Raw genomic sequence first — 15,139 nt, 5'->3', positions numbered from 1 at the left:
CGGAGCCATGATCATCATGTATGACCAACGATGATCAAGTAAGGTCTGCATCAATGATCACCATTTTATCGCATCAATGATCAGAATATAATGGCAACAATGATCAAGTGAAATACACATCTTATCCACAGCTTGAGGGAATTATTCGTGCACCTAGAGGCTTGGTGAGCGAGAAAAAACGTTTTTTACACCTTGGAACAATGATCAAGTTGTGCCGTTTTACCCGATAATGGGGAAATTGAGTGTTAAATCATTCCTCAATCGATAAGTTGACGGATTGAAGGGGAGTATTGAAATAACATTAACAGTATAATCGCCATAGCTAAGTATGTGTCCGGTTAACGGAACGATGATCATGTAGTAGGATCCTGTCATTCGATCTTAGTCATTCTGCCCTCGTACAGCCTGTTAAGATATGGGAAATGATAGTGATCGTGCTGGATCCCTTGGTGGGCCTGACATTATCCGTAATCTGGCGGTTTGGTTTCATCGTTCCGGCTTACCTCTATATCGACCACTTTCCGTAGAGGAACTTGATCATTGTTCCGTCTTGCATTGGGATAGTATTGTTGAATTTGCTGATGATTTCAGCGCTAAATCAGCTTGATCATGCTTCCTATTGGCGACGAAACCCATCGAAAGCATGATCAAGTATCCATCGCTTCAACCTCAATTTTCCTTGATCATGTTTACGGGAAAAATGATCAAAAGGGCCAAACCGAGCGTTTGAATCGAGAAATCCGGTCTTTGGTTCGTTAAAAGTGATTGCGTAATAACCTATTTATCTCCTATCGAGGTTGAAATGGTGTATTCCGTAAATTAGCCATTCAAAGATAAGCTTCCGAATTTATACACTGTTTACAATGTAAATAAGTGACGCTGTGACATTTTTAATCTTTCTATTTAAAGGCATTCTTTCACACGTGAAATATTACAATAATTTTTGCGATTATCAGCGAGACCCTACTATTACAATTGTGAGCAGGATCTTTGTTTGATTGCCTTTTGTTCACCTTTTTATTGTCATTGATGGAATGTGCTGTACAATCGGCAATTATTTATCGTGAAGGCGAAAAAGGATATGGATAGGGAAAAGACGATTGAAAACCTCCGCAATATCGCTGCGCAGACGAAGCAAGTGCAGTCTGATCGCGTTGAGATTGTGATGGAGGAGCGGCATGACCAACTCTTTCCGCCAATGTCTAAAGCATTAATGGAAACACGTTCGGGATTAACTCGGCGTAAGCTTGATGAAGCGATTTCGCGCATGGAGCAAGATGGACACCAATTTACCAAGAATAATGCCAATCATTACTCTATTACCTTAGACGAAGCGCACCAAATTATGGATGCCGCGAAAGTACCTACTTTCCATGAGCGTAAAGGGAAAACGCATAAACCTTGGGTCGTCAATATTCAAAATCAGAAAGGTGGAACAGGGAAGTCCATGAGTGCTGTACATTTGGCTGCATGCATGGCGCTAAACCTCGAGAAACGATACCGTATTTGTTTGATTGACTTGGATCCTCAGGGCTCGTTGAGATTATTCCTCAACCCTCAAATAAGTTTGACAGAGCAAGAAGGGATCTACTCCGCCGTTGATGTAATGCTGGATAATACACCCCAAGCTGCAGATAAAGACTTCATGATGCGGAATGTCTTGCTACCCACGCAATATCCAAACTTGAAAACTATGGCTGCTTTTCCTGAAGATGCCATGTTTAACGCTGAGGCGTGGCAAGCGTTAGCGACGAGTCAGTCACTCAATGTGGTTGAGCTTTTACAGGATAAAGTGGTCGATCCTATCAGTGATGAATTTGACATCATTATGATTGATACAGGCCCACACATTGATCCCCTTGTATGGAACGCCATGTATGCTTCTAATTCATTAGTGATCCCCTGTGCGGCAAAACGGCTTGATTGGGCATCAACAGTTAACTTCTTCCAGCATCTTCCTCAGGTCTATGAGATGTTTCCACAGGACTGGCATGGTTTAGAGTTTGTACGATTAATGCCAACAATGTTTGAAGATGACAACAAAAAACAGATTTCCGTTCTAACTGAAATGAATTATCTTTTGGGAGAGCAAGTAATGATGGCCACGATTCCGAGGAGTCGAGCCTTTGAAACCTGTGCAGATACGTATAGCACGGTGTTTGATCTTACGTCACAAGACTTTGAGGGTGGTAAGAAAACGTTGTCGACCGCGCAAGATGCGGTACATCGCGTCGGATTAGAACTCGAACGTGTCCTACATAGCCACTGGTCTCAGCTTAATCAGGAGTAAAAAAGAAAAATGGCAATTAAAACCTCTGATTTAAATGCACGCTTGTTTGCCAAAGCAGATAAACGCCGAGCGACAACGACGCAAGAAGCACAGAGTGCTGCCAGTGAGAAAGCCGCAGTGATAGAACTGGCGGTAGCCGGTGAGCACACGGTCGAGTTTGAACTGGTGAAAGTGTCTGCCAGTGAGATCCGAGATAAAACCACGGTATTTGATAAAAATGCGCGCGAGCAGTCTTTTCTCAACGAATTGGCGTTATCCGATATCCTCGTCACCTTAAAAGCGCACGGGCAACAGTATCCAGCCGTGGGTCGCTGGCTTGATGATGGCCGTATTGAGGTACTTGACGGTAGCCGCCGACGTATGTCCTGTATGCTCGCGGAGCAAGATTTTCTTGTCTACGTGGCCAAGGGGATTAGCACTCGGCATGCTAAGTTCTTATCTGATGTTGCAAACGCGCATAAACCTTTATCGCTGTATGAACGAGGTAAAGAAATGCAGGCGATGTTGGATAGTGGTGAAGTAAGCGACCAAAAGGCGTTGGCAAGCGCATGCCAATGCAGTGAGGCGTTAGTGAGTGGTGCTTTAAAAGCCGCTGCCCTTCCCTTACCGCTGTTGCAAGCATACCCGAGCGTCTCGGAACTAGGCCGCCCTACCATTGTGAAACTCCATCGATTGTACTTTAGCCTCGATGCACAATCACAAGAACAATTGATAGAAAAATTAGGCGAAACACCACTATGGCAACAAGTCGATGCGCAAGGGGTTACCCGCATTACCCGTGAAGTGACTCAGCGCATTGAGCAGTTTAAAGATGAATTAAGTGCCCCCTCATCACCTGAAAAAGATCAAGCTCAGACACTGTTAGAAGGTCGAGCATCCTACCGCCGGAAAGGCAATAATTTGAGTATCAACTTGAAGAAAGTGGATGATCAGGACGCGGAGCGGATCTTGGCATTGATTAAAGAGCAACTTAACGGCTGATCCCGTGTATGGGTAATGAAAGAATAATGACGACACGCCTAGCGTGTCGTTTTTTTTTGCGTGTTATCATTCTCTTTATCTACTGAATATATCAAATGGAAACTCGCCCCATGGGGACATCGATGACTTTGCCAACACTGAAGTGTTTTTTGGATGACTTGATTAGGTGTGCAACGCTGCGGTCCCATCGACAGCTAGTCTGCGTCGATCACCCTTTAGACATTATCCTCAGTGCTTTCGACGATGAAACTATGCCAGTCGTCGTGGGGGATCCCAAACAAGGATGGAGTTGGCGCCAGGCACATCAAAAACTAGGTCAAGAGTGCGGACATGTGTTGGTCGAGATAAGCGCTGACTTTAATGCAGAAGCCTTTTGCGCTCTTGCCGGGTGCTGTCGTTCGGGATCGTTAATTTTACTCCGACTGATTGAACCAAAAGAAAACTTACCGCCATCCGTGCAACGCATACTCCGTCAACTCGATGTCGATTCTTCGGTCGCGTATCACACGCAGGAAACGATCCGATGGCCACTCGACAGGACGCTCCCAAGTGATGAACATCGAGTGACACAGGAAGATGCAATATCAGCCGTGACAAAAGTCGTGACGGGACACCGACGTCGCCCCTTACTGCTGACGGCAGATCGTGGACGAGGAAAATCGGCTGCATTGGGGATCGCTGCTGCACAGTTAATGGCGCATAAGCCACGGCAGATTTTGGTTACATCTCCTACCCCCGCTCATGCTTCCACGTTATTTTTTCATCTTAAAGCACGTTTGGGTATTAAGGTTCAAGGCCAGACCATTCATTATCAAGGCAGTCAGATTCGCTTTATTGCGCCGGATGAACTGCTCAGAGAGGTACCTCCTGCCGATCTTCTCTTAATCGATGAAGCCGCCGCGATCCCGTTACCCATGTTAAGTCAGTGGCTGCGGACCTATAGCCGAGTGGCCATTGCGACAACTGAGCATGGTTACGAAGGGACGGGACGAGCGTTTACGATAAGAGTTAAGCAATTGCTCGATGTTGAGCAGCCACAATGGCGCGCATTAACGCTGACTGCACCCATGCGTTGGGCTGATAACGATCCCGTCGAGCGCGCATTAAACTCGCTTTTCCTCCTTGATGTTGAGCAGAGTGAGTCAGTTGAACCTCCTTTTTTCAATTCGACACATGATAATGGGCGGCTGGTCGTTGAATGTTTATCACGTCATGTATTGGTGAAGAATGAAAGTCAGCTCCGTGCGTTGTTTGCGTTATTGATTGCTGCGCACTATCAAACGTCGCCCAATGACTTAGCACGCTTACTCGATGATGAGGCGGTTATTGTCTTTGTCGCTCGTGTCGACGGTGAGATTGTCGCGGCATGTGTTGTGAATCAAGAAGGGGGACTTGACGTAAAGCTCAGCCATCTTGTGGTTGCGGGGCAGCGTCGAATAAGAGGTCATCTCTTGAGCCAGTCTCTGGCGGCAAATTTGGGGACGCCGGAGATTCTGAGCGACATACTCTGGAGAGTGCAGCGAATCGCGGTATCCGAGCCACTTCGTCATCGTGGTATTGGGCAACAGCTTCTCGCGAAGATAACGGATCATGCCTTAACAAAGAAGGTTGCTGGTTTAGGCGTCAGTTTTGGTGCGACGGTCAGCTTAAATCAGTTCTGGTTTAAGCAAGGTTTCGAACCGCTTAAATTGGGCTTAAAGCGTGACCAAGCCAGTGGTTGCCACTCTTTACAAATGGTGAAACCTCTTAAACCGTTAGGCTGGATGACGGATGCGGTTGAGTTATTCAGTCAAAGCCTCCCTATTCTATTAATGACCAGCCATCAGCTTATGGAGGCCGACACGGTAGCCTCTATGATTGCATGCCTCCCCGAGAAACCGATGACCAACGGTGCTCAGCAACAGCTAAAAGGGTTTGTTGCTGGGGGAGTGGGAGTGGATGCGGCATTAGCCAGTTTGCAAATATGGCTGTATCAGCATATCCACATAACGCCCGATAACCGAGATAACAAAACATGCCATTTACTTATTAGCCGTATCCTCCTGGGTCAGCCTTGGTGGATGGTCTGTTCGCGCTATCAACTGTCCGGCAAGAAGCAAGCAGAAGCATTGATCCGAGAATACATCGCGCACTATGGGGTTGACTAAGTCGATTTACACTGTAAACCCAGCACAGACAAGCAGCGTCAGTTTACATTGTAAATTAAGAGACAGTGTTCATTTACACTGTAAATGAGTGCGAGAGAGTGGGCTCGATATCGTTACTGTCAAAGATGACTTCATTTATTCTATCGTGTTCACGTTTTTAACAGTGATCCTGCTCCCAAGCTCAGGAAGCCTGTATAATTTATTATAAATGAGACAATTGCGCGCACTTGAACACGACGTAAGCTAATCTAAAGGAGACTAGGTGTTGTGACGACAAGTGGTGTTTCGTCCAATTTAACGAAATAGAAGCAATGCCCGCGCGGCCGTGTTAAATAATAATACCGCCGTAAGGAATTGATTGGCAGGGAGCGACATGCTAGACGATATCCTCCGCGTCTCTCAGGATGGCCAGCGCGTGTATTTATCGGCAGGGAAAGTCGAACATGCAAGCGGTCAACCTATAGAGAAAAAACAAATTAAAGACTGGTTGGTTAGCAATCAAGCGGCCGGCTTTTTTTGTTTTGATGATACGTTAGAGTCGGCATTAACGAAATTGAATGCATCTATCGATGATGCAGAATCAGAAGACTTCATTATCGCGGAACGACGAGATGCGACAATAGAAGCGCGTATTGCTGACGATAAAATGACAGCCTACCTCATTGTTAACGGGGCCTGTGGCGGTCGTGGTCTTAAAGCCGATGATATTCTTTCCACACTCCGTGAAGCCAACATTGTCCGTGGAATAAAAAAACCAACCCTACAAAAACTCCTCTCAGCCTCCGGGCGATTAAAACCGGGGGAATACTTGGATGTCCCCGTCGCATTTGGTCGACAGCCGATTGCGGGAGAGGACGCACATCTTGTTTACCTAATCGAAGATCCAGCCGACAGGGTTCGTCGCCCCAAAGAACGAGAAGATGGCACTGTCGATATGCGTGATCTCGGTGAGATGGTGATGGTTAAGCATGGCCAACCGCTGGCTAAATTGATCCCTGAAACACCTGGTTACGAAGGGTTTACTGTGACGGGTTCTGTGCTATCGACATCGTCTGGCAAGCCAATGACACTGTCTGTCCATGAAGGCAGTGAATTGAGCAGTAAAGATCCTAATATCATTATCGCAACCATGGCAGGTATTCCTCGACTTCAAAAAGACGGTGTTGTCGTCGATGATGCGTTGAGCCTAGATGTGGTTGATGTGGGCACGGGTCATGTCAACTTTGAAGGTAGTGTCGTTATAAAAGGCGATGTCGAAGTGGGGATGAAGGTGACGGCAACGGGCACCGTGACCGTCGGCGGTGTTGTTGAATCTGCCACAATTACTGCCGGTGCTGACATTATTGTCCAAAATGGAATTATTGGACGCCAAGTTGCAGCGGATTCAGATATAAACTGTGTCTTGATCGCTGAGGGAAATATAGTGGCAAAATTTGCCCAGTATGCCACGTTATGTGCCAACCAGAATGTTGAACTCACCTTACATGCAATGCATTGTCACACGACTGTCGGACATTCAATCGTGATAAGTGATGCGACGAAACGAAAAGGTACTTTAGCGGGTGGGAAGCACGAAGTGGGTGAAAAGGTGCAAGCGGTTATTATTGGCGCAAGTGCAGGGGCCCATACCTACATCCATTGTTTTCCTCGTTTACCCATACTTAAACGGAAAATCGTAGACCTTAATAAAGACTGGGAAGAGAAGACAGCGAAATTGGATAAAATTAAAGCAGCGGGCGCGAAACTTGAGGCTTTACCGGTAGAAAAGCGCGACGCGGCAATGGTTGAACGCATTACGTCAACGCGAGACCACCTCTTTGCCTCGCTTGAAGAAATAGAATATGAGATAGAGGAAACAGACACCATGATCACCGCCAATTATCGCTCCGCGACCATCATCGCAACCAAATCATTATTGAGCCGAGTGCATTGCACCATTGGTGATGAAAAACATACAGTGAATTCTGAGCATGGCCCTTCTGTTTTATTTTATGACAATGCGGCGATAGAGTTAAAACCTTACCAACCTAATAGTTAAACTCAATTTACACTGTAAACTGTTGACCAGCGCGTCAGCTCTCTCAGCTTGCCATACTGGCTTTCGCTCTCTCCAAAGATTTCACAGTATCATTAATGCAATGAATAGGATTGGTAAGATGCCCGCTAGTGAGAGGGCTTATTGGCCGGTCTCGCGTTACTCATGCAACGCGAGACATAACAACGCTGCAGTGACAGCGTTTACCTATCGCTGAGTTCCGTATTATTGAACACATAGCCTTGAAAGCCACTGACGAACAGTTCTGAAAGGTGAGTCAGCTGCGCTTCGGTTTCCACCCGTGTTGCGATGGTGGTGATATTCAAATTGTGGGCAGTACGACAAATCGAAGCAAGGACGTGACCTTGCGCGTCATCTTCTATGTGGCTGGTATAGGCAAAGTCGATTTTGACGTAGTCTGGTTTAAATCGCTGCAAGTAATCCAGAGATTGGAAATTGCGGCCATAGTTATCAACGCCAAACTGGAAGCCCGATTGGCGGATTTGGTCGGTGAGCAGGCCTGTATGATCGGCATGACGAACAAACGCGATTTCAGGGATCTCGAATAATAACTGCCCTGCAAGTTTTCGATGTTGAGACAAAGTGGTGCCTAACCAACGGATAAAGGATGCATTCGTCACACTACTTAGGGTGAGATTAATCGCCAGCGGGCCAATGTTAGGCGTAGTGGTGAGTGTGTTGATCACATGAGAGATAACGTATTTATCCAACACTTCGCCGAGTTGGAGTTGTTCAACCGCCCCTAGGAAATGACCCGCACCATAGTAATTTCCGTCTTTTCGATGGCTGAGAACACTTCTTGATGTAATCGGTTCGATTGGCTGTCTGTTGCTGGTTGATATTTGAATACAAATAGCTCGTTGGCTATTGCCTCATGGAGTAGAGCCTTCCACTGTTGTTTACCCATCGCCGCATCACCCACTGATTGGTCGATTAATACCACTGGGTGCTCTGGTGTATTGCGTGCTTGTGAAAGGGCGTTATCGGCTTGAGAGAGCAATACACTAGCATCTCGGTTGCCTCCACCATTAATCGCTAAGCCAACCGCTGCTTTCGGGGCGGTGAGCTCTGACGGGTCGGCTTGCATCTCTGCCACCATAGCAAGCATGGTTTCTCCTAATAAGCGTAAGTCGTCAGGATCGGCATTAGGCGCCAAAATGACAAACTCGTCTTTACTTAATCGCGCGACCGTCATGTTATCGTTAGTGATAATGGTTGTCGTTAATCGAGTGGCAAAGCGTTCGACGATTTGGTCACCGGCTTCGAAACCGTGGTTGTCATAGACCTCTTTGATCATGTCCACTTTGGCTAATACCATCCCCCCGATCCCAGACTCCGTTAGCCAGGATTTAAGCTGACCCATATAAAAGCGACGGTTACCTAAACCAGAAATGGCGTCTCGATATGCCGCTTTACGCAGTCGGTCCGCTTCTTCAGCTTGCTGCTCAAAATAGCGTTTAAGCTGTTCGGTCATCACGTTGATCGCTTTGACAACGGTTTTGAGCTCGGAGGTGGGAGGAAGGGGGATCGGTTCACCAAATTTGTTTTTAGCGATTTCACCGGCTTTAGCGGTAATGCGGGAGAGGGGCTTTAGTGAGCGTCGTAATTGCCAACCAATAATGACAGACGCGATAACAAAAATCGCTGCCATAATGGCACTCAGTTGGACAAATGATTTCCACAATTGCTTGTAGGCATAACCAGGGTGCGCAACCACCTCTACTTCAGCCAGTTGCATCCAGCCACTTGTAATGGTCTGTTTTTCCGTGATGACAGGGAAAACATCAAGGTCGATAAACCACTGCGGGACACCTTGAATTTTTACCGGGTACTCGCGCACAATCTCGCTGTTATCCGCCAGCAAGGTCAGATTGACCTCTCGGTAAAACCCGCCATCAAAAAAAGCATTAATGACAGACTCTGCGGCCACTTTATCGTCTGACTCTAAATAGGGCGCGAGTGCTAACCCCATCGAATTGACGGTATTGTTGACATCAGATGTTTGCTGATTAAGTAAAAAGTTTCGCGTGGTATTAAGTTCAATACCGAAGACGGCCAGCACTAAGCAGAAAAAAATCACCAGCATCCACGTGAATATTTGATTGAATAACGTCATCGGTGTTTACCTATCAAATTGTCTAATTGGTTTTTGCATCTTTAAGGTATCGATACGACTACGCAGATCGTTCCAGAGGCCAAGTCGAGACGAGTTACCTGCCAGCTCGCCTTGTCCGCGCTCTTTCATTAACCATAATCGGCTACCATTAAAACTATATATGGGCAATAGATCGCGACGTAGCGATGCACGCTTAATGGCCGGATCTAAGTTGTCTAAAAGTACCGGCTCGGATGAGGGAGTGGGATAATAAGCAACGACCATATGAAATTGGTCAAGACGAATCGCTTTAACGTAAACAAGTCGTAGCTTTTTATCATCGATACCCAATTCTCGGAGCGAAAAATACTTAGCGATACTAAAATCTTCACAGTCACCCGCGGCGGCACCAAGGAACTCAAGAGGGGTCGCCCAATAGTCGTTTTTTCCCCATAAATTGATATCATCAACGAAATACAACTGGTTGAAAAAATCATTAACTTTTCGCAACTTATCTTGTTCTGATAAGCTTTGTGTTGTTTCTACCATGTTACGCCACGCAGTAACACGCTTACCGGCGCGCTCACCATAAAATTGAGAGACTTGCCCCACCCAGCGTGATTCTGTGGTCGTCAGGCTCGTTGCACTGAGTGACAGTAACAAGCACAGCCCAGCAATATGCCATCGCTTCATCGATGCTTTCGCTTTAAGACTGAGACTGACATGTGAAAATAGCCCATGCTGTATCAACATCCCCGCTAATGTTTAATCCATTACCTTTGGTACGACGAGGTCTCTAGATTGGTTGACGTTCGCTGTGTTCATCGTTTTCTCCTGTGCGAGTTTTTGGTATTTTCTGCTTTGCCAAACGCTATTTATCTTGCGAACTCGGCACGTTTTATTATAAGACGACTCTGGTGTCCGCGTTGGCATGGTCGGCAAAACGTACGCGGGTTCTTCTGGGGCCATTAGTGAGAAAGTCTGCCATAGCCTTGGCATCGGTTATACCGTTAGTCGCCACTTTTGCGGAATCATAGGCAAAGAACACGAATGTTCCCCGTGACGAGCCCGCTTTAAGTACGATTGTATTCTCTCTTCGTCTGTGGTGCTCATTTCTTGCATGTGTGGTCACTGACAAATATCAGCGATTATCGGCATCATTGCGTTATATCATGCCGACTGAAGCGTCGTTTGTCGCTGATGGTGTGGCATTGTTCGAGGGAGTAAGCAGGACGTACTTAGATAGCGCTTGTTTATCCCGCCTGACCTGAGCAAAATAACTTGAAAATAAACGAATTGGAGAGAGAAATGGATTTGTCAGATATTCGAAGAGAATATACGAAAGGGGGGTTACACCGAGATGATTTACCCTCTGAGCCGATGGTTTTTTTTGAACATTGGTTACAGCAAGCGATCGATACCCAAGTGCCTGATCCAACCGCAATGACCATTGCAACTGTCGACGAACAGGGCCAGCCTTTTCAACGTATCGTCTTGCTCAAAGACTTTGATCAGAACGGGTTTGTTTTTTATACAAACCTAGGTAGCCGTAAAGCAATACATCTTAAGCAAAACAGTCAGATCAGTTTGCACTTTCCATGGCACTTCATGGAACGACAAGTTCATATCACCGGTGAAGCGGTGCCGTTGAGTAAGAAAGAAGTCTTTAAATACTTCACCTCTCGACCAAAAGAAAGCCAGATCGCAGCATGGGCGAGTAAACAAAGTGAGCGGTTATCTGCACGCGCTGTATTAGAAGGCAAGTTTTTAGAGTTGAAAAAGCAATTTGAGAAAGGCGATATTCCCGTCCCGACATTTTGGGGTGGCTACCGTGTTCAACCCAAAAGTATTGAGTTTTGGCAAGGTGGCGAGCATCGTTTGCACGATCGTTTTTTGTATCAACGACAAACTGATAATCAGTGGATGGTTGAGCGTTTAGCACCCTAAGTAAGCGTCAGGCCAATACGCTAGCGTTTTGGCCTGTTTTCTAACTAGAGGGCGTTTCTTAGTCTCGTAGCACCACGGAGACTTGCTGGGTTAATAAGCTTTCTGGGATTGCCGAACCGAATCCCTGGGCGAGCGCGCGCTCCAATAATGCTGCCTTTGACTCAACCTCAAACTTTTCTCGCAAATGGGCGAAATGATTTTCGATCGTTTTGACTGACACGGATAAGGTCTGGGCTATCACTTGAGGCTTTTTACCATGTAAATGAAGAAAAAGGACTTCCTGTTCGCGCGCAGTGAGGTGCACCCGTGTTTTGCGGTGGTGATGATCAGTTAACGCTTCGTCTGGATGAGTAACAGCCCGACATATCCAATGTCCCACTTCTAAAATGGCGGTATCACTCAGTTCTTGTCCACAAAACATAACCCCACAAATTTCTCCATCATCGTTATACCAAGGCGTTTTAGTGAATAAATGGGCATGCCATCGGCCATTCGCATAAGGGTGGATATCGAGTACACGAAGTCGCTTACCGGTTTTCATTACATAATTATCTTGCACCTGAAACTGGTGAGCACATCGTGTCGTTGGGCTGGGCATATCATGGTCAGTCTTACCAATACAGTCTTGCGGCTGATTTAGCCCTATTAGGCGACAGTATTCACTGTTGGCATATATAAAGACTGATTGCGTATCTTTACAACCCCAACAACCAGGTAATTGCTCAAGCATAGATAAAGCTGGAGGCACAAGGGCTTCTTGATGATTCATATTGCTTACCGACGCGTTGTTATTATTATTAGACCTAACTATCCAGGGGATATAGAAAAGTCGACACGCTATTGGAGCACAAAAAAAAGCCGGCATAAAGCCGGCAAAGACAAGATTTCCCCAAGGGGTGTATCCTGTACGACGTGTAGAAGAGGTTGTCGAGATACCAAATCCATACCATGAGGGTAGTTGATATGGATCGAGCATCTAAACTGCACCTAACAGTGTTAGGAACGATGTAAACGTATCTATCGGGACAAATCGCGTTTACAAGCTCCACTATATCCAGAAGATTAGACGTTGGGTAGGGGGGCTTTGACCTATTGACATTAAATAAAGCCACTTTACGTGAAGACTATGATTGTAGAGATATTTAAATGATAGGTAACATGTGGGTATTATCAAAAACGCCGCAACGAGGCGGCGTTTTTTGGTGACGTTAGAGCGGTTAGATTAACGCGTTTTGATGTCTCTGACGACGCGGAAACCCAGGTAATTGGCACTGGTATTTTCCCCTAGTTCTAGACGCTCAGAGGCGCGCGCCCGCTGGGGTGAGAAGTTCCATGCACCACCACGGGCTAGGGGCGTATCATTGCTCACCCATTCCCATACATTCCCCGCGGTATCGTAAACACCAAAAGGGTTAGGTGGGAAGCTTTTTACCGGTGATGTTCGGTCATTGGACCAAACTGTCCCGCTCCAGCCGGTATTGGCATTACCAACACCAATATCATTTCCCCACCAATAATCACTCTCAGCGCCACCGCGTGCAGCCACTTCCCACTCAATGTTGTTAGGGAGTGCGTAGCGTTGTCCCGTCTGCTGACTTAACCATTTGGTGTAGGCTTGAGCATCGTCTTTATTCACACAAACAACTGGGGAATCGGCGGCTTGATCGAAGCCAGGCTGACGCCAGTCTGATTCTAGGCTTTGGCTTATATCACCGTTTATCAACATGTTACAACCATTGCCTTGCTCTGCCGCCGTGACATACCCAGAGGCTGCGACAAACGCATCAAACTGCTCGACGGTGACGGGAGCTGCGCCTATAGCAAATGATTGCTGGATAGCCACATTTTCACGTGCATCAGGGCCGACTTTATACTCACCCGCTCCGATAACAACCATTTGTGGTGCTTCCAGATTTTTAGCAACGGGATCGGTAAATTTTTTGCCTGGGCTCGGGGGTTGATTAGGCTGCTCTTTCAGTTTGGCCCATACCACTTGATCTTTACCTAAATAAACCTCTTGGTCATAAGGGACAAAACCAGGTTTAGATACCGTGAGCTCATGGTTACCGACGGGTAACATCAGTTCGACAGGCGTACTGCCGTATGAAACATCATTGATACTCACGTTATCGTCATAACGGTTTGAGCGGATGGTGACATTTACCCAACGCTTCGCTTGCTGCTTGCGGTTTGCTTGCTGCTGCGCCTGCGTTGTTTCAACACAATATCGGTCTTCTAGATCGAGAAGTCGACAAGAGGCGGTTTTATCTGGACGACTCACCATCTCTGCTTTGATACGTGTTGTGTAGTCCATACCACCAGTAAAGCCAGCGTCTACGATTTCGCTGTTAGTCACATGAATATTAAACGCAACTTTATCTATGTTTTGCTTCACCGCGTTAGACTCAGTGACAAAATTAGTCACCTGGCCACGAAAATCGCGAATTGCCTTTTGCATGGTCAGTGTCTTACCTTGGTTTGCACAGGCAGACAAGGTCATATTGGGGGAGCAAGTCAGGCTATGAACGACTTCAATGGTATCTTTTTGTGTCAGCTCTTTGCGAAGACGTTCAGCACGTGCTTCACGCATTGCCTCATGTAAGTTCTCCAGCGTGGTGGCAAGGAGTGCTTGCTTGCTTTCGAGTTTCGCCAGTTGCTTTTTCTGTTCAATAATGGCGGATTCGTTGGCAGCTTGCTCTTGTTGGTGATTATTCACCATTTGCCAGGCTTGTTGGTAGGTCTGCTGATACGGGCCAATATCTGTGCTCGGATCGGCAATCAAGTCCTGAAATTTCGCATCGAGCTCTGCCTTAGCGTTGCTGCGTTTGCGTTTCAGGTTGCTCAGCTCATCTTCTAACGTCGCGCGTTTAACCAGTAGGTCATCCAACTTCGCCTGCTGCAGAGCCAGTTCATCGTTTCGAGACTCCAACGACTCTTCTTTATCACGGAGTTTCTCAACCAACTCACTGACCGGATCGAGATTATCAGCGGAAGACGCGTTTTCAGCGAACGCCAACTCGGTTAGCAGTAGGGGAGGGAGCGCTAAGCATAACGCTTTTATATATTTCGTTGTCATAGTTCCCTTGCTTACGCATGTCGCAATAATAATACCTATGTCCAAAAAGTAGACTATCACGGAAACCCGTGTTGCCACGTAAACCGTGTTAATTATTTGACGGCAGTCAGCATTCTGCGACGTGATCGGTGCAACTGTGCTCATGGTTTTTATGTTTATGCGAGATTACCTTAAGCAGTGCCATGCTTCAAATAAGATTGTGTGAAGCGAGAAAAAAACGGAAGAATGATCAAGGCACTGATCGTTTTTAATTGCCCGCAACGATGATCAAGCGGACATATAACCCATCGAATGACATTTAAATCATTGATTATTAATGGTATCTATTCTTTTTCTATGTGTTTTTCTAGGTGCCAAAAGCCGATATGTCAGGGATCAATGATAAATAATTGCGGGATCCTACACATTTTTACTCTCGAAATGACATCGTCCGTAAAAATTACGGTACTTGATCATTGTTCCGATGAATGGTCTTTAAGAAAGAGAACTATCGTCATATAGCAGTCGCGTGTATGGGGGAACCATGCCAGAATTAGAGTCGAATGAT

The 15,139-nt window shown here is 46.4% G+C and carries 10 protein-coding genes; 5 read left to right on the top strand and 5 right to left on the bottom strand.

Annotation, left to right across the window (positions count from 1 at the left end):
- Nucleotides 1-1,081: 1,081 nt before the first annotated feature.
- The 4 genes from BUQ98_RS14210 (at nt 1,082) to BUQ98_RS14195 (ending at nt 7,456) form a co-directional block, all read left to right on the top strand.
- Entirely contained in the window at nt 1,082-2,290 is a 1,209-nt protein-coding gene (locus BUQ98_RS14210; protein ID WP_074214456.1) for a ParA family protein, read from the top strand.
- A gap of 9 nt (nt 2,291-2,299) precedes the next feature.
- A complete protein-coding gene (locus tag BUQ98_RS14205) occupies nt 2,300-3,271 on the top strand; it encodes a ParB/RepB/Spo0J family partition protein (protein ID WP_074214455.1) in 972 nt (323 codons plus the stop codon).
- Nucleotides 3,272-3,522: 251 nt separating this feature from the next.
- Entirely contained in the window at nt 3,523-5,418 is a 1,896-nt protein-coding gene (locus BUQ98_RS14200; protein ID WP_175566329.1) for a GNAT family N-acetyltransferase, read from the top strand.
- 373 nt (nt 5,419-5,791) lie between these two features.
- Nucleotides 5,792-7,456, top strand: coding sequence for a DUF342 domain-containing protein (locus tag BUQ98_RS14195; RefSeq protein ID WP_074214453.1), 1,665 nt, complete (start codon nt 5,792-5,794; stop codon nt 7,454-7,456).
- Nucleotides 7,457-7,656: 200 nt separating this feature from the next.
- On the opposite strand, the gene BUQ98_RS17165 is transcribed toward BUQ98_RS14195, so the two are convergent.
- Genes BUQ98_RS17165 through BUQ98_RS14185 form a run of 3 tightly spaced genes read right to left on the bottom strand, consistent with a single transcriptional unit; the run spans nt 7,657 to nt 10,262 of the window.
- Complete coding sequence (locus tag BUQ98_RS17165) at nt 7,657-8,283, bottom strand: EAL domain-containing protein (RefSeq protein ID WP_254813951.1); 627 nt, start codon at nt 8,281-8,283, stop codon at nt 7,657-7,659.
- A complete protein-coding gene (locus BUQ98_RS14190) occupies nt 8,217-9,590 on the bottom strand; it encodes a LapD/MoxY N-terminal periplasmic domain-containing protein (RefSeq protein WP_254813940.1) in 1,374 nt (457 codons plus the stop codon). The genes BUQ98_RS17165 and BUQ98_RS14190 overlap by 67 nt, the downstream gene beginning before the upstream one ends.
- A 6-nt stretch (nt 9,591-9,596) precedes the next feature.
- Nucleotides 9,597-10,262, bottom strand: coding sequence for a transglutaminase-like cysteine peptidase (locus BUQ98_RS14185; RefSeq protein ID WP_074214766.1), 666 nt, complete (start codon nt 10,260-10,262; stop codon nt 9,597-9,599).
- Nucleotides 10,263-10,877: 615 nt separating this feature from the next.
- Between BUQ98_RS14185 and pdxH the strand changes: the two genes are divergently transcribed.
- Complete coding sequence (gene pdxH / locus BUQ98_RS14180; RefSeq protein ID WP_074214452.1) at nt 10,878-11,516, top strand: pyridoxamine 5'-phosphate oxidase; 639 nt, start codon at nt 10,878-10,880, stop codon at nt 11,514-11,516.
- Between the two features lie 58 nt (nt 11,517-11,574).
- On the opposite strand, the gene BUQ98_RS14175 is transcribed toward pdxH, so the two are convergent.
- Nucleotides 11,575-12,285 carry a helix-turn-helix transcriptional regulator gene (locus BUQ98_RS14175; protein ID WP_074214451.1) on the bottom strand — a complete coding sequence of 237 codons (711 nt, stop codon included), beginning with the start codon at nt 12,283-12,285 and terminating at the stop codon, nt 11,575-11,577.
- Nucleotides 12,286-12,738: 453 nt separating this feature from the next.
- The gene (locus tag BUQ98_RS14170) at nt 12,739-14,592 is read right to left on the bottom strand and encodes an SUMF1/EgtB/PvdO family nonheme iron enzyme (RefSeq protein ID WP_074214450.1); all 1,854 of its coding nucleotides are present in this window, start codon (nt 14,590-14,592) and stop codon (nt 12,739-12,741) included.
- Between the last annotated feature and the right edge of the window lie 547 nt (nt 14,593-15,139).

Source organism: Salinivibrio sp. ES.052, from assembly GCF_900141775.1.
Classification (GTDB): domain Bacteria; phylum Pseudomonadota; class Gammaproteobacteria; order Enterobacterales; family Vibrionaceae; genus Salinivibrio.
This window is presented reverse-complemented; position numbering and strand designations above follow the sequence as displayed.